Source organism: Pseudoflavonifractor phocaeensis, assembly GCF_038439875.1.
GTDB lineage: Bacteria > Bacillota > Clostridia > Oscillospirales > Oscillospiraceae > Vermiculatibacterium.
Window position 1 is genome coordinate 116,144 of record NZ_JBCDMT010000001.1, and the last position, 14,178, is coordinate 130,321.

Genomic DNA, 14,178 nt, shown 5'->3' on the forward strand with positions numbered 1-14,178 from the left:
TTGATTGCGCGGCAAGCGCGGACGAAAGGCGGGACAAGCATGGAAGAAAGGCGCAAGCCCCTGCCCAAGCGGGCCGGGGACGGGGAGGCCGACGGCATCATCGAAGGCCGCAACGCCGTCACCGAGGCCCTGCGGGCCGGTACGCCCATCGACAAAGTATATATCGCCCGGGGGGAGACCGATGCCTCTCTGGGCCACATCGCCTCGGCGGCCAAGGACAGGGGCATCGCCGTGGTGGACTGCGACCGGCGGAAGCTGGACTACATGAGCGTGACCCACTCCCACCAGGGGGTCATCGCCGTGGCCGCCGTCCGGGAATACGCCAGCGTGGACGATATCCTGAAGGCCGCCGCCGACAAGGGGGAGCCCCCCCTGATCGTGGTATGCGACGAGCTGTCCGACCCCCACAACCTGGGGGCGGTGATCCGCACCGCCGAGTGCGCCGGGGCCCACGGGGTCATCATCCCCAAGCGCCGCTCCGCCGGGCTCACCGCCATCGTGGCCAAGACCTCCGCCGGGGCGGTGTCCCACGTGCCGGTGGCCCGGGTGGCCAACCTCACCGCCTGTCTCAAGGAGCTGAAGGAGGCGGGGGTGTGGGTCTTCGGCACCGCCGCCGGGGCCAGGACCAGCCTCTATCAGGCCGATTTGAAGGGCCCCGCGGCCATCGTTATCGGCAGCGAGGGGGACGGCATGGGCCGGCTGGTCAGCGAGACCTGCGACGTGCTGGTCTCCATCCCCATGAAGGGCAAACTCAATTCTCTCAACGCCTCCGCGGCGGCGGCCATCCTCCTCTATGAGGCGGTGCGCCAGCGGCTCGGCTAACATCAAGATTTGAACGGGTGATCTCATGTCAAAACGCAGGGATGACGACGAACTGAATCAGGACGGCGGCTACTCCCTGGAGGAGATCCTGGCCGAATTCGGCAGCCTGGGCGCCGGGAAGGAGGGGGAAAAGGCCCCCCCGCCCCCCCCGGAGCCCGAAGGGCCCCAGGACCCAAAGCCCCAGAACTGGCGGGAGGACACCATCCCCTTCCCCATCCTGCCCCGCCAGCCGGATACCCCTCCCCCGGGGAAAAAGCCCGGCGTGGTGACCGAGTTCCCCGGCCCCAGGGCGGCCGCCCCGGCCCCGGAACCGCCCGAAGAGGAGCCGGAGGACCTCCCGGAGGAACCTGAGGAGGCGCCTGCGGCGGAGGAGGACCCCGACGCCACCAAGGTGCTGGAATTCCCGCCCCCGGAGCCGGAGAGCCCCCTGGCGGCGGGCATCGACAAGCTGCGCCGCAAGGCGGACGAGTTTGCCGGGCATATGTACGAGGAGGAGGGGGCCGAGGAGGACGCCGACCTCCGCCGGGCCGAGGAGCTCATCCCCGGCGTGGACGAGGAGGAAGAGGCCCCCGTCCGGGAGCGCAGGCCCCGCCGGGCCCTGCCCCCCGCCCCCGATCTGGCCCCGTCGGAGCTGGCCAAGCGGTACGCCAAGGGCCTCAAGGCCATGCGGGCCCGGGTGGTGCTGGTCTTTCTCCTCCTGCTGCCCCTATTGTATCTGACCCTGGCCGAGGGCCTGCCCCTTTTGGTGCCCAACATTCTGGCCGAGAGCGCCGTCCTGCGGTGCTACACCCTGGCGGCCCTTCAGGGCGGGGCCCTGCTGCTGGGGGCGGACGCCTTTTTCAAGGGGCTGGTCCGGCCCTTCCAGTTCCGAATGGGCATGGACAGCCTCATGTCTCTGGCCAACGTGGCGGTGCTGGCCGATGCGGTCACCCTCCCCGCCCTCTCCGGCGGGGAACTGCCCCGCCAGCCTTACTGCGTGGTGGCGGTGCTGGCCCTGTGGTGCGTCATGCTGGGGAATTTCCACAAGCGGCGGGGCCAGCGCTTGACCTGCCGCACGGCGGCCTCGGCCTCGGAGCCCTACCTGGTCACCCGGGACGAGGGGGTCTGGAACGGCCGGGACACCTACGCCAAGTGGTCGGGGCCGGTCTCCGGGTTCGGCAGCCAGATCCAGGCCGAGGACGGCGCCGAGCGCATCTACCGGGTGGCCGCCCCCGTGCTCCTGCTGGGCTGCGTCCTGTTCTCTCTGATCGCCTCCCTGGGCCGCAGCCGGCCCGAGGACCTCCTCTGGTGCCTCTCCGCCACCCTCTCCGCCTCCGCCTCCCTGTCGGCCACCCTCTGCTTCGGCCTGCCCTGGCGGAGGCTGTCGGCCCGGCTGGCCAAGTCGGGGGCCGCCCTGGCCGGGTGGGAGGGGGTCACCAACACCACGGGCGGGTCCAACCTGCTGCTCACCGACGTGGATCTCTTTCCCCCCGGCTCGGTATCCCTCAACGGGGTAAAGGTCTTCGGAGACTTTCCCGTGGACAAGGTGGTGGCCGATACGGCCACCGTTATCCGGGATTCCGGCAGCGGGCTGGAGAAGATCTTCCACGACCTCCTCCGCAGCCAGGGCACCGTCTACCGCCGGGGGAGCGAGTTCACCGCCTACGAGGGCGGCGGGGTCTCCGAGGTGATCCGGGGGGAGCTGGTGCTGGTGGGCTCCGCCTCCTTCATGGCCCTCATGGAGGTGGCCATGCCCCAGGGCCTCAACATCAAAAACGCGGTCTTCTGCGCCATCGACGGGGAGCTGGCGGGGATTTTCGCCCTCAATTACCACCTCTCCGGCGCGGTGCCTCCCGCCTTGGACTCCCTCATCCACAACCGGATCACCCCGGTACTGGCCACCCGGGATTTCAACCTGATCCCGGCCATGCTCCGCCAACGGTTCAAACTGCCGGTGGAGAAGATGGAATTCCCGCCGGTGGACCGCCGCCGGGCCCTGTCCGAGGAGGAGCGGGAGCACTCGGACACCCTTACCGCCGTCCTGTGCCGGGAGGGCATCGCCCCCTATGCCGAGGCCGTGGTGGGTGGGCGCCGCCTGCGCGCGGCGGTGCGGCTGTCGGCGGCGCTGGCCTGCCTGGGTTCCGTGGTGGGAGTTCTGCTGGCCTTTTATCTCACCTTTGTCCAGGCCTACGCCTCCCTGACCCCCGTCAACCTGCTGATCTATCTCCTTATGTGGCTGGTGCCCACCCCCCTCATCTCGGGCTGGGTGGACCGGTATTGAGGGGCCGGGAGATTCCCTTCGATCAAAAAAGGGGCCTCCGTGATACGGAGGCCCCTTTTCTATAATTCCTGCTCACTCACCCAGCGGATGAACTGCTCCACCAGCCTCAGCTGGCGGGTGTTCAGCGGCCGCAGGCCCTCGGCCACGTCCTGCCAGAGCCCCTCCTCCCGCCGGGCTGTGCCCACGAGAAACGCGTCGGGGGTGGTGTTCAGGGCCAGGGCCAGCCGCATCACCACTTCAGTGGAGGGGATGGACACCGCCCGCTCGATGTTGGAGAGGTACTGGTCGCTGATTTCGCACCGCTCCGCCACCTTGGCCTGTGTCAGGCCTAAATTTTTCCTCCGCCGGGCGATCCGGCTGCCGATGGTGCGGTAATCCAGTTCCAAATTCCATGCCTCCCATTGCTTTGGAACTATCATATCCATGTTTGAACGAAAATAAGAATCAATTAGTAGTTGTAATTTAAACTTGACATTGTGAATCTTTCTTATTATAGTTGATTTATCAACTGGAAAATGGGGAAAGGGGGCGTTCGATGGAGACCGGGCACGAAACAGAGGATCTTCTGGAGCGTCTCGCCGCTTTAGCCGGGTGTGAGTACCTCTCCGATCTGGGACGGCCCCAGCGCCGGGCCGCGCTGCTCCGGGCGGTGCGGCAGACGCCGCCGGAGGATTTTTCCTCCCAGGAGTGGCGGGAGGCCCGGAGTTATCTGCTCTCCGAGCCTGTGGGGGAAGGGACCGCACAGGCCCACCGCCAGGCCTTGCTGGACGCACTGGCCTGACGGGCTTCGTTTCCTCCGGCGGGGGCCCTTGACACCGTATGCGATTCGTGATATCATCCTGTCGTATATCGGCAACGACGGAGACCGAACCGCACAGCGGCGGACAGAGAGGGGCGCGTTTTGGTGGGAGCGCCCCACGTGACGCGGCGGGGAGACCGCTCCTGAGCCGCCTGTGAGCAAGCAGGCCGGGCAAGCCCGTTACAGCTGTTCAACGAGCGGCGGCGCTCTTTTTGGGAGGGCCGCAAGCAGGGTGGAACCGTGGAATACGACTTCGTATCCCACCCCTGAACTTTTTCAGGGGTGGGATTTTTTGTTTACCGCCCCAACAACAGGAGGAAATCATCATGGCAGAAGAAAACAACCAGTATACCTTTGAAAACCCGGAATACCGCAAGACCTATTGGCACACCTGCTCCCACATCCTGGCCCAGGCGGTGAAGCGCCTGTGGCCCGAGGTGAAGCTGGCCATCGGCCCCGCCATCGACGAGGGCTTCTATTACGACATGGACTCCCCCTTCCCCTTCACCCCCGAGATGCTGGAGCAGATCGAGGGGGAGATGCGGAAGATCTGCAAGGAAAAGCTGAAGCTGGAGCGCTTCGAGCTGCCCCGGGCCGAGGCCCGGAAGCTGATGGAGGAGAAGGGCGAGCCCTATAAGGTGGAGCTCATCGATGACCTGCCCGAGGACGCCGTTATCTCCTTCTATAAGCAGGGGGAGTTCACCGACCTGTGCGCCGGCCCCCACGTGGACTCCACCGGCCGCGTCAAGGGCAACGCCATCAAGCTCACCGCCTGCAACGCCGCCTATTGGCGGGGTGACTCCAGCCGCCAGACCCTCCAGCGCATCTACGGCATCGCCTTCCCCAAGAAGGAGGAGCTGGACGAGTATATGGCCCGGATCGAGGAGGCCAAGAAGCGGGACCACCGCAAGCTGGGCAAGGAGCTGGGCTTGTTCATGCTCCGGGACGAGGGCCCCGGCTTTCCCTTCTTCCTGCCCAAGGGCATGGTGCTGAAAAACACCCTGCTGGACTATTGGCGGCAGGTGCACAAGAAGTACGGCTACGTGGAGATCTCCACCCCCATCATGCTCAACCGCCAGCTCTGGGAGCGCTCCGGCCACTGGGACCACTACAAGAACAACATGTACACCACCGTCATTGATGACGTGGACTTTGCCGTCAAGCCCATGAACTGCCCCGGCGGCATGCTGGTCTACGCCAGCGAGCCCCACTCCTATAAGGAGCTGCCCCTGCGGGTGGGGGAGATTGGCCTCGTGCACCGCCACGAGCTCTCCGGCGCCCTCCACGGCCTGTTCCGGGTGCGCTGCTTCAACCAGGACGACGCCCACGTCTTCATGACCCGGGAGCAGATGCAGGACGTCATTCAGGAGACGGTGCGCCTCTTCGACGAGGTGTACTCCACCTTCGGCCTGAGCTACACCATCGAGCTTTCCACCATGCCCGAGGACCATATCGGCACCGTGGAGGAGTGGGAGCGCAACCAGGACATTCTGAAGGCCGCCATCACCGACATGGGCAAGGACTTTGTCATTAACGAGGGTGACGGCGCTTTCTACGGCCCCAAGCTGGACTTCCACCTGGCCGACTCCCTGGGCCGGACCTGGCAGTGCGGCACCATCCAGCTGGACAGCCAGCTCCCCGAGCGCTTCGAGCTGGAGTATGTGGGGGAGGACGGCCAGAAGCACCGCCCCGTCATGATACACCGGGTGGTGCTGGGCTCCATCGAGCGGTTCATCGGCGTTATCACCGAGCACTTCGCCGGGGCCTTCCCGGCGTGGCTGTCCCCCGTGCAGGTGAAGGTGCTCACCATCACCGACCGGGCCGACGATTACGCCGCCGAGCTGGCCGCCAAGCTGGACGCCCTGGGCTTCCGGGTGGAGACCGACATCCGCAACGAGAAGATCGGCAAGAAGATCCGGGAGGCCCAGCTCCAGAAGACCCCCTATATGCTGGTGGTGGGCGACCGGGATATCGAGAACCAGACCGTCTCCGTGCGCCACCGCACCGGCGAGGACCTGGGGGCCATGTCCCTGGACGCCTTCGCCGGGCTCCTCAAGGAGGAAGTGGACAGCAAGACCATCAAATAAGCACAGCGCTGAAAAGGGCCCTCCGGCGACAGCCGGAGGGCCCTTTTTCGACAAGATTTGCCGTCATAGCGGGTGTATGATCCCTTCCAACAAGAAACCGGAGGGGAGGGGCGGCGTATGAGACTGCCGAAGGGCGTGCGTCTGGCCCTGGGCGTCGGGGCGGTGCTGGCCTCCATCGTGCTGTCCTGGGCGCTGGAGGAATACGTGGGTCCCATCTCCCTGATGGCGGTTCTGCCGGGAGCGGGGCTCTTCGTCTGCTTGAATCCGGAGTTGATAAGCGGAAAATAAAGGCTTCCCCTGGGGGAAGGCTTTGAGGGGCGGGAAGGTTTTAGGCTTCCCCTGGGGGAAGCTGGCGAGCGGAGCGAGACTGATGAGGGGAATGTTCTCCTCACACGTCCCCGGCCAGCATAGCTGGCCGGCCACCGCTAAAAACTTGCCACCGGCAAGTTTTCTTCACGCTATGGCCCCTCATCCGTCAGCGGCTTCGCCGCTGCCACCTTCTACCCGCAGGGCATGAGCTGTCCGTAAGCGGCGCAGCCGCTAACGGACAGCCAACCCCGAGGGGAAGGCTCACTTATATATTCAGCGCCCGCCCCAGGGTTTCCGGGCCGAACAGCGGCTCGTCATACGCCGCCTGGGCCAAGGCGGCTAAATTCTCGTCACAGTGTTCCTGTTCCTTGCACCACAGCCCCACCAGCCGGAGCTGGCCGTCCTGTGTGAACCGCCCCTCCCGCGCCAGGGTCAGTGCCCCCAACTCTTGGAGGGCCAGCAGTGACAGGGCGGCGAAGCTGACCTTCCCGTACACGTCGCCGTCAAAATCCGCTTTCAAAAACCAGCGGTAGAGGAGGTAGACGGCGAAGTTTTCGTACTCCGCCTCCCGCCCCAACCTGGCCCGGACAAAGTCCCGCCGCCGCACGGCGTAGGTGTCCTCGCTCATGTCGGCGAGCGCCCCGGCGGCCTCGTCCAGCAGGGCCTTCCATTCGGGAGAGAGGATCTCCAGCGTCCCCAGGACCCGGAACAGGGCCCGGGCGGTCTCCAGCCGTTCCCCGGCCGTCCCGGCGGGGGGAGCCGGGGGCGGGGCCGTCTGAGACAAGCCCGCCACGTCCCCCAGGTCCAGCCGCTCCTGCAAAGCCCCGGCGTACCCCAGGGCCGCCGCCATCCGCGCCCCCACGGGGTGGCTCCGGTCCCGCAGCAGGCCGAAGAGCCGCTCCCGGCAGGGGAGGAGGGCCGCCAGCAGGGCCCCGTCCACGTCCTCGCAGTCCTCCTCCGGCTCATCGGTGACGGCCTCGGTGAACCGCCCGTCCCAGGCCAGCGTCAGCCTGGCCGCCTCGGGACAGGAGGCCGCCAGGCTGGCCTCCCGGAAGGCTCCGAAGGACTCGATGAACCGGGGGTGCTCCCGGCACACCTGGCACAGGGCCTCCTCTCCCAATTCCGCTTGGAGGGCGCACAGCCCATCCCCCCGGAGAAGGGCGCACCGGCCTTCCGCCAGCCGGAAACAGGCATCTCCGTCGCCGTCCACGGTGAGGGCGTCCCGGACGGTCCGGCCGATGGTCCCCGGAAGGGCCTGGTAGCGGGCCAGGCTCTTCTCGTCCACCACCGCCTCCCAGGCGGCGCAGCAGGTGTCCGGGCAGGCCCCGGCCAGACAGGCAAAGCCGTCGTAGTAGGAGGGCTTTCGGATCAGCATGGCCTTACGCCTCGCCGTCGCCGGCGCCGTCATCCAGCACCACGACCTTGATCTCCAGCACCCGCCGGTGGTCCACCTTGGTCACGGTCACGTCCAGCCCGTCGGACTGGAACCGGTCCCCCTCCTCGGGCACCCGGCCGATCTGCTCCATGACCCAGCCGGAGACGGTGTTGGCCTCGCAGCTGCCCTTGAGGGCGAAGAGGTCGTAGAGGTCGGTGAGGGCGGCGTTGCAGGAGATGAGGTAACTGCCGTCGGCCTGCTTCTGGAACTCCTCAATGACCTCGTCGTGTTCGTCCCAGATCTCGCCCACCAGCTCCTCCACGATGTCCTCCAAGGTGCAAAGCCCCTCGGTGCCGCCGTACTCGTCCACCACTACTACCATATGGGCCTTCTTTTTTTGAAGGATACGCAGCAGGTCGGAGATTTTGGTGTTCCCTGTGGTGTACAGCACGGGCGCGGTGATGGCGGACAGGTCGCTCTGCCCGTGGTAGCGGGCGGCGTGAAAGTCCTTTTCATGGATGACCCCCACGATGTCGTCGATGTCCTCGTGGTACACCGGCAGGCGGGAAAAGCCGCTCTCGGCGAAGGCCTTGGCCACGTCCTCCATGGTGTCGGTGTCCTCCACCGCCACGATGTCCACCCGGGGGGTGAGGATCTCATCCACCTGCATATCGCCGAACTCGATGGCGGAGCGGATGAGCTCACTCTCGTGCCGGTCCAGCCCGCCCTCGCTCTCGGCCTGGTCCACCATGGTCACCAGTTCCTCCTCGGTGATGCCTTCCTCCTCCTGGGAGCGAAAGACCTTGGACAGCAGACGCTTGAGCTGGGCGAACAGCCAGGCCAGGGGGGTGAGGAGGACCATCAGCACCCGCATGATGGGGGCGGCGAACATGGCGAAGCGCTCGGAGCGCTCCTTGGCCAGGGACTTGGGAGACACCTCGCCGAAGACCAGGATCACGATGGTCAGCACCACCGTGGACACCGTGGGGCCGTAGCTCCCCAGCAGCTTGATGAACAGGGAGGCGGAGACGGTGGTGGCGGTGATGTTGACGATGTTGTTGCCGATGAGGATGGTGGTCAGCAGCTTGTCGTAGTCCTCCTCCAGGGCCAGGGCCAGGGCGGCCCGGCCGTTTCCGTTTTCCGCCTTGGCCTTCATCCGGACCCGGTTGAGGGAGGTAAAGGCGGTCTCGGTGGCGGAGAAAAAGGCGCTGCAAACGATAAGGATGAGGATGGCGAAGATCATGGTCATACTGGAACTGTCCATAAAGGGCAAATCACACTCCGTTTCAAATTCAATGTGGATGTATGGATGGGAAAAGCGTGCAAAAGGACAGTCCTACTCTCTCAAGTAAGACTGTCCAAAGGATTGTTTTCTTATGTAATTGGGACTGGGCGGAGGTTCGTCCACGCGGGCTCACCGTTCCTTTTTTCTGATAAATTGTTGCCATGATACCACAGCTCCGGCAAAAAAGCAAGGGCAAAGATACTTTGACACTGCAATTTGGTAAATTATCTACTTGCGGCGGGGCGGTGGGGGGAGTATAATAGCAGACAACAAAAAAGTGCGAGGAGGCCGTTCAAATGCAGGAATTTCCCATCACCCGGGCCCCGGCGAGCAAGCCCAAGCCCGACCCCAAGACCCTGGTCTTCGGCAAGACCTTCACCGACCATATGTTCCTGATGAACTATGAGACCGGGAAGGGCTGGCACGATGGCCGCATCGTCCCCTATGGGCCCATCCCCATGGAGCCCTGCGCCATGGTGCTCCACTATGCCCAGGAGGTGTTCGAGGGCCTGAAGGCCTACCGCTCCCCCGACGGCGGCGTGCAGCTCTTCCGCCCCATGGAGAACGCCCTGCGGCTCAAGTCCTCCTGCGAGCGGCTGTGCATCCCCGCCATCGACCCCCAGACCGTGGTGGACGCCATCACCCAGCTGGTGCGGCTGGAGGCCGACTGGGTGCCCTCTGAGCCGGGGACCTCCCTCTATATCCGCCCCTTCGTCTTTGCCACCGACCCCTCCCTGGGGGTCCACGCCTCCCACACTTATCTCTTCGCCATCATCTGCTCCCCCGTGGGGGCCTATTACGCCGAGGGCATCAACCCCGTGAGGATCTACGTGGAGGACGAGGACGTCCGGGCCGTCAAGGGCGGCACCGGCTTCACCAAGTGCGGCGGCAACTACGCCGCCTCCATCCGGGCCAGCGAGCGGGCCGAGGAGCAGGGCTACGCCCAGGTCCTCTGGCTGGACGGGGTCCACCGCAAGTATATCGAAGAGGTGGGCTCCATGAACGTGATGTTCCAGGTAGACGGCACCGTCATCACCCCCACCCTCACCGGCTCCGTCCTCCCCGGCATCACCCGGAAGTCCTGCCTGGAGCTTTTGAAGAGCTGGGGCGTCCCCTGTGAGGAGCGGCTCATCACCGCCCAGGAGCTCTTCGACGCCGCCGAGGCGGGCAAGCTGGAGGAGGCCTGGGGCACCGGCACCGCCGCCGTGATCTCCCCCATCGGCGAGATGGGCTGGGAGGGCAGGCACGTGGTGGTCAACGGCGGAGAGATCGGCGCGCTGACCCACAAGCTCTACGATACCATCACCGGCATCCAGTGGGGGACCATCCCCGATCCCTACGGCTGGACCGTGAAGGTCTGCTGAACGAGAACGCCGCCGGGCCGAAAGGCCCGGCGGCGTTTTTGTTCTGTTTTCGGCCTGAAGGGGGCGGTTTTTCACCGCCTCCGCTTCTCTGATGGCTCTTGCCCGCCTCTCCATTCCATGCTATGATAGAAAAAACACGAAAAAGGGGGCACTCTTATGAGCCGCGCCGACCAACTTTTCCTCCAGAACTGCCGTGACATTCTCTCCCACGGCGTGTGGGACACTGATCTGCCCGTCCGGCCCAAGTGGACCGACGGCACCCCGGCCCACACGGTGAAGCTCTTCGGCGTGGTCAACCGCTACGACCTGCGGGAGGAGTTTCCCATTCTCACCGTCCGCCGCCAGTATTTGAAAAGCGCCGTGGATGAGCTGCTGTGGATCTGGCAGAAGAAGTCCAACGACATCCATGAACTGTCCAGCCACGTCTGGGACGCCTGGGCGGACGAGAAGGGCTCCATCGGCAAGGCCTACGGCTACCAGCTGGGGGTGAAGCACCGCTACCCCGAGGGGGAGATGGACCAGGTGGACCGGGTGCTGTGGAGCCTGAAAAACGACCCGGTCTCCCGCCGCATCCTGACGAGCCTCTACAACCACCACGACCTGAGCGAGATGGCCCTCTACCCCTGCGCCTACTCCATGACCTTCAACGTATCGGGGAACGTGCTCAACGGTATCCTGAACCAGCGCAGCCAGGATATGCTCACCGCCAACGGCTGGAACGTGATGCAATACGCCGCCCTCCTGATGATGCTGGCCCAGGTCTCCGGCCTGGTCCCCGGGGAGCTGGTCCACGTCATCGCCGACGCCCACATCTACGACCGCCACGTCCCCGTGGTGGAGGAGCTTTTGAAGCGGGAGCCCTACCTCGCCCCCAAGCTGTGGATGGACCCGGATGTCACCGATTTCTACGCCTTTACCAAGAACAGCTTCCGGCTGGAGGGCTACCAGTGCCACGAGCTGGACGATAAGATCGAGGTGGCGGTGTAAGGCCATGAACATTTTGGTTTCCGCCTGCCTCATGGATGTCCCCTGCCGTTACAGCGGGGACGGCACCGACTTCCGGCCCCTGTCCAAGCTGCTGGAGGACCGCCCCGACCTCCATCCGGTCCCCCTCTGCCCCGAGCAGCTGGGGGGCCTGCCCACGCCCCGCCCGCCCGCCGAGCGCCGGGGGGAGCGGGTGGTGACCCAGGCCGGCGGCGACGTGACGGAGGCCTACCGCCGGGGCGGGGAAGCGGCGGTCCGGCTGGCCCGCAGGCTGGACTGCCGGTGCGCCCTGATGAAGGCCCGCAGCCCCTCCTGCGGCAGCGGCACCGTCTACGACGGCACCTTCACCCACACCCGGATCCCCGGCGACGGGGTGACGGCGGCCGCCCTGAAGGGGGCCGGCATCCCCGTGTTCGACGAGGAGCACTTCGGGGACTTTTTAAATTATGTAAACCTGGAGGGGTGAGTATGAAAGCCATCGTCGCCGTGGATCAAGCCTGGGCCATCGGCCGGGAGGGACGGCTGCTGTGTCCCATCTCCGCCGATCTGAAGCGGTTCAAAGAGCTGACCCTGGGCCATCCTGTGATCCTGGGCCGAAAGACCCTCTCCACCTTCCCCGGCGGCCGCCCCCTGCCCGGCCGCCGCAACCTGATCCTCTCCCGCTCCCCCGGCTTCCGGGTGGAGGGGGCGGAGGTCTTTGCCGATCAGGAGACCCTTCTGGCCGCCGCTCCCGACGACAGCGTTGTAATCGGCGGGGAGAGTATTTACAGGGCGTTATTGGATTTTTGCGATACGGTGTACGTGACCAAGATCCTCAGGACCTTCCCCGCCGACGCCTGGTTCCCCGATCTGGACGCCGCGCCGGACTGGTCGGTTGCCGGGACGGAGCCCCCTCTGGAGGAGAAGGACGTGGCCTTCCAATACGTGACCTATGCGCGGACCGCCCCGCCCCGGGGCCGGGACTGAGATCCGGGCGCCGCGCCGGAAAGGAGCCATCCTATGTATGTTGACGACATCGCCGCCTACGTCCCCCGGTCGGAGGCAGAGGCGGCCGACAAGGATATGATGTTATCTTATGTCAACCAATATCCCGATACCATCCTGACCCGGGAAAACAAGATCGCCCACATGACCGCCTCCGGTTTCATCCTCAGCGCCGACGGGGCGTGGGTGCTCATGGCCCACCACAACATCTTCAAGGTGTGGGCCTGGACCGGCGGCCACGCCGACGGGGAAGGGGACCTGCTGTCGGTGGCCCTCCGGGAGGCCAGGGAGGAGACGGGGGCCGCCCATATCCGCCCATTGTCCACACAGATCGCCTCGCTGGAGATCCTGCCGGTGTGGGGCCACGTGAAGCGGGGGGAGTATGTCTGCGCCCATCAGCATTTGAATGTCTCCTACCTCCTCACCGCCGACCGGGAGGGCCCCCTCACTGTCCGGGAGGGGGAGAACACCAAGGTGGGCTGGCTCCCGGCGGACCGGCTGCTGGAGCTGACCAATGAGTGGCAGATGGATGAGGTCTATACCAAGCTCTTGGCCCGGGGCAGAGAATTGCTGGGACAAAGGGCAAAATAGCGCTGTTTTTATCCGCTCTCGGGACCCGAGAGCGGATTCTCGCCCTGTGGGGTTCCCCATAGAGTGGATTCCATGGTATGTTGGGGGCACAAAGGAGGGAAGGGCCATGGAACAAGATTTTGGCGAACGGCTGAAAAACTACCGGCGGGCCAGGAACCTGACCCAGCGGGAGCTGGCCGAGCAGGTGGGGGTCAGCGACAAGACGGTCTCCCGCTGGGAAAGCGGCGGGGGCTACCCGGACGTACCGGTGCTGGTGCCCCTGGCAAAGGCCCTGGGGGTGACGGTGGATGACCTCTTGAATGAGGAGCGGCCCGTCCGCACCCTGACGAAAACGGACTGGCAGAACTTGCTTTCCTTTGCTTTCGCCCTGGGCGGCGGGGTGCTTTTTTTCCTGCTGGACCTGTTTATGCCCGCCCTCCTGTGCTACCTGGGCTACCTGGGGTGCCTGGCCTACGGGGTGTACCTTCAGAAGTACTACGCCTATCAAAGCCGCTGGTTCCTCCTGGGGGAGGCGGTGGTCAATCTGGGGGTGAACCTGTCCATTGCCCTGGGTCTGGTGGCCTCTCTGGGGGCCATGTCCGTTACCATGAATATCTGGAACCAGGATCGGGCCGGGACAAGACTGCTCTGGTGGGGCGTGACCCACCTGCCGGAAGTGGCGGTGGCCGTAGTGCTGCTGGCCCTCGCCCTCACCGCCGCCACCCAGTGTCTTGTATGGGAAAAGGGCTTTGGCGGGCAGTTGGGCGGCGCGGGAAAAATCCTCCGGCTGGACTGGGGGCGTCCATCCTGGCGGCGTCTGCTCCCCGCGCTGGTGCCCCTGCTGGCGGGGCTCTACTGGCTGCCCGCCCTGTGGCGGGAGGTGGGGCCCCGGGTGCCCCGCCTGCTTCACGCCCAGGACGGCTTCTATCTCCTGTGGCTGCTGGTTCTGGCCCTTCTGGCCGCCCTGCCTCTGCTGAAAAGAGGATACCGGAAGTGGATCCCTCCCGTCTGGGTCATGACGGCCCTGTGCTGGGGCATGACCGGCCTGCGGGTCTGGGAGGCCATGTGGTCGGACGGCTCCGGCCGTTACTGGGACTACCGGGCCGAGGCCATCGGGACCGGCCGGTTTTTTGCCGTGGGCTGGGGCACCGGGGGGACCCTGCTTTTTGCCCTGGCCTTGGCGGCGGCGTGGCTTCTCCTGTCCTGCCTGACTTTGCAGCGGGCGGCGCCGGAAGCTCCGGCACCCACGGAATAAGAGCGCCTGGACCCAGGGTGCGGGGACAGGGCTTTGCCGGCGGACGCCTCCGGCGGCATCCCTTCGGCCCGGTCAAAGGTCTTT

At 65.5% G+C, this 14,178-nt stretch carries 14 protein-coding genes; 11 read left to right on the forward strand and 3 right to left on the reverse strand.

Annotation, left to right across the window (positions count from 1 at the left end):
- Window positions 1-39: 39 nt before the first annotated feature.
- Window positions 40-822 (forward strand): 23S rRNA (guanosine(2251)-2'-O)-methyltransferase RlmB, encoded by a 783-nt coding sequence (gene rlmB / locus AAEU42_RS00585; protein WP_342231570.1) that lies wholly within the window; start codon window positions 40-42, stop codon window positions 820-822.
- A gap of 25 nt (window positions 823-847) precedes the next feature.
- Window positions 848-3,082, forward strand: coding sequence for a hypothetical protein (locus AAEU42_RS00590; RefSeq protein ID WP_342231571.1), 2,235 nt, complete (start codon window positions 848-850; stop codon window positions 3,080-3,082).
- 59 nt (window positions 3,083-3,141) lie between these two features.
- Here the strand turns inward: AAEU42_RS00590 and AAEU42_RS00595 are convergent, their stop codons facing one another.
- Entirely contained in the window at window positions 3,142-3,468 is a 327-nt protein-coding gene (locus tag AAEU42_RS00595) for a helix-turn-helix domain-containing protein (RefSeq protein WP_342231572.1), read from the reverse strand.
- Between the two features lie 149 nt (window positions 3,469-3,617).
- Between AAEU42_RS00595 and AAEU42_RS00600 the strand changes: the two genes are divergently transcribed.
- The 3 genes from AAEU42_RS00600 (at window position 3,618) to AAEU42_RS00610 (ending at window position 6,256) form a co-directional block, all read left to right on the forward strand.
- Window positions 3,618-3,863 carry a hypothetical protein gene (locus tag AAEU42_RS00600; protein ID WP_342231573.1) on the forward strand — a complete coding sequence of 82 codons (246 nt, stop codon included), beginning with the start codon at window positions 3,618-3,620 and terminating at the stop codon, window positions 3,861-3,863.
- A 344-nt stretch (window positions 3,864-4,207) separates the two neighbouring features.
- Window positions 4,208-5,968 carry a threonine--tRNA ligase gene (thrS, locus tag AAEU42_RS00605; RefSeq protein WP_342231574.1) on the forward strand — a complete coding sequence of 587 codons (1,761 nt, stop codon included), beginning with the start codon at window positions 4,208-4,210 and terminating at the stop codon, window positions 5,966-5,968.
- Window positions 5,969-6,085: 117 nt separating this feature from the next.
- Window positions 6,086-6,256 carry a hypothetical protein gene (locus AAEU42_RS00610; RefSeq protein ID WP_342231575.1) on the forward strand — a complete coding sequence of 57 codons (171 nt, stop codon included), beginning with the start codon at window positions 6,086-6,088 and terminating at the stop codon, window positions 6,254-6,256.
- Window positions 6,257-6,542: 286 nt separating this feature from the next.
- Here AAEU42_RS00610 and fliB read toward each other — a convergent pair whose 3' ends face one another.
- Both fliB and AAEU42_RS00620 read right to left on the reverse strand, forming a co-directional pair.
- Window positions 6,543-7,652, reverse strand: coding sequence for a flagellin lysine-N-methylase (fliB, locus tag AAEU42_RS00615; protein ID WP_342231576.1), 1,110 nt, complete (start codon window positions 7,650-7,652; stop codon window positions 6,543-6,545).
- Window positions 7,653-7,656: 4 nt separating this feature from the next.
- Window positions 7,657-8,916: an HlyC/CorC family transporter gene (locus AAEU42_RS00620; RefSeq protein ID WP_342231577.1), complete on the reverse strand. Its 1,260-nt coding sequence runs from the start codon at window positions 8,914-8,916 to the stop codon at window positions 7,657-7,659.
- Between the two features lie 317 nt (window positions 8,917-9,233).
- Here AAEU42_RS00620 and AAEU42_RS00625 point away from each other — a divergent pair, with 317 nt between their 5' ends.
- From AAEU42_RS00625 to AAEU42_RS00650, 6 genes are all read left to right on the forward strand, one after another.
- Entirely contained in the window at window positions 9,234-10,301 is a 1,068-nt protein-coding gene (locus tag AAEU42_RS00625; protein WP_342231578.1) for a branched-chain amino acid aminotransferase, read from the forward strand.
- Window positions 10,302-10,457: 156 nt separating this feature from the next.
- Window positions 10,458-11,288, forward strand: a complete 831-nt coding sequence (gene thyA, locus AAEU42_RS00630; protein ID WP_342231579.1) for a thymidylate synthase — start codon at window positions 10,458-10,460, stop codon at window positions 11,286-11,288.
- 4 nt (window positions 11,289-11,292) lie between these two features.
- On the forward strand, window positions 11,293-11,751 hold the full coding sequence (locus AAEU42_RS00635) for a 2-thiouracil desulfurase family protein (RefSeq protein WP_342231580.1): 459 nt from the start codon (window positions 11,293-11,295) through the stop codon (window positions 11,749-11,751).
- Between the two features lie 2 nt (window positions 11,752-11,753).
- Entirely contained in the window at window positions 11,754-12,251 is a 498-nt protein-coding gene (locus tag AAEU42_RS00640) for a dihydrofolate reductase (RefSeq protein WP_342231581.1), read from the forward strand.
- A gap of 33 nt (window positions 12,252-12,284) precedes the next feature.
- Window positions 12,285-12,860, forward strand: coding sequence for an NUDIX hydrolase (locus AAEU42_RS00645; protein ID WP_342231582.1), 576 nt, complete (start codon window positions 12,285-12,287; stop codon window positions 12,858-12,860).
- 106 nt (window positions 12,861-12,966) lie between these two features.
- Window positions 12,967-14,094 (forward strand): helix-turn-helix domain-containing protein, encoded by a 1,128-nt coding sequence (locus AAEU42_RS00650; protein WP_342231583.1) that lies wholly within the window; start codon window positions 12,967-12,969, stop codon window positions 14,092-14,094.
- Window positions 14,095-14,178: the final 84 nt, after the last annotated feature.

Bases quoted from the DNA above. Each gene is read 5' to 3' on its own strand.
- rlmB (WP_342231570.1), top strand. From the start codon at position 40: ATGGAAGAAAGGCGCAAGCCCCTGCCCAAGCGGGCCGGGGACGGGGAG.
- AAEU42_RS00590 (WP_342231571.1), top strand. From the start codon at position 848: ATGTCAAAACGCAGGGATGACGACGAACTGAATCAGGACGGCGGCTAC.
- AAEU42_RS00600 (WP_342231573.1), top strand. From the start codon at position 3,618: ATGGAGACCGGGCACGAAACAGAGGATCTTCTGGAGCGTCTCGCCGCT.
- thrS (WP_342231574.1), top strand. From the start codon at position 4,208: ATGGCAGAAGAAAACAACCAGTATACCTTTGAAAACCCGGAATACCGC.
- AAEU42_RS00610 (WP_342231575.1), top strand. From the start codon at position 6,086: ATGAGACTGCCGAAGGGCGTGCGTCTGGCCCTGGGCGTCGGGGCGGTG.
- fliB (WP_342231576.1), bottom strand. From the start codon at position 7,652: ATGCTGATCCGAAAGCCCTCCTACTACGACGGCTTTGCCTGTCTGGCC.
- AAEU42_RS00620 (WP_342231577.1), bottom strand. From the start codon at position 8,916: ATGGACAGTTCCAGTATGACCATGATCTTCGCCATCCTCATCCTTATC.
- AAEU42_RS00625 (WP_342231578.1), top strand. From the start codon at position 9,234: ATGCAGGAATTTCCCATCACCCGGGCCCCGGCGAGCAAGCCCAAGCCC.
- thyA (WP_342231579.1), top strand. From the start codon at position 10,458: ATGAGCCGCGCCGACCAACTTTTCCTCCAGAACTGCCGTGACATTCTC.
- AAEU42_RS00635 (WP_342231580.1), top strand. From the start codon at position 11,293: ATGAACATTTTGGTTTCCGCCTGCCTCATGGATGTCCCCTGCCGTTAC.
- AAEU42_RS00640 (WP_342231581.1), top strand. From the start codon at position 11,754: ATGAAAGCCATCGTCGCCGTGGATCAAGCCTGGGCCATCGGCCGGGAG.
- AAEU42_RS00645 (WP_342231582.1), top strand. From the start codon at position 12,285: ATGTATGTTGACGACATCGCCGCCTACGTCCCCCGGTCGGAGGCAGAG.
- AAEU42_RS00650 (WP_342231583.1), top strand. From the start codon at position 12,967: ATGGAACAAGATTTTGGCGAACGGCTGAAAAACTACCGGCGGGCCAGG.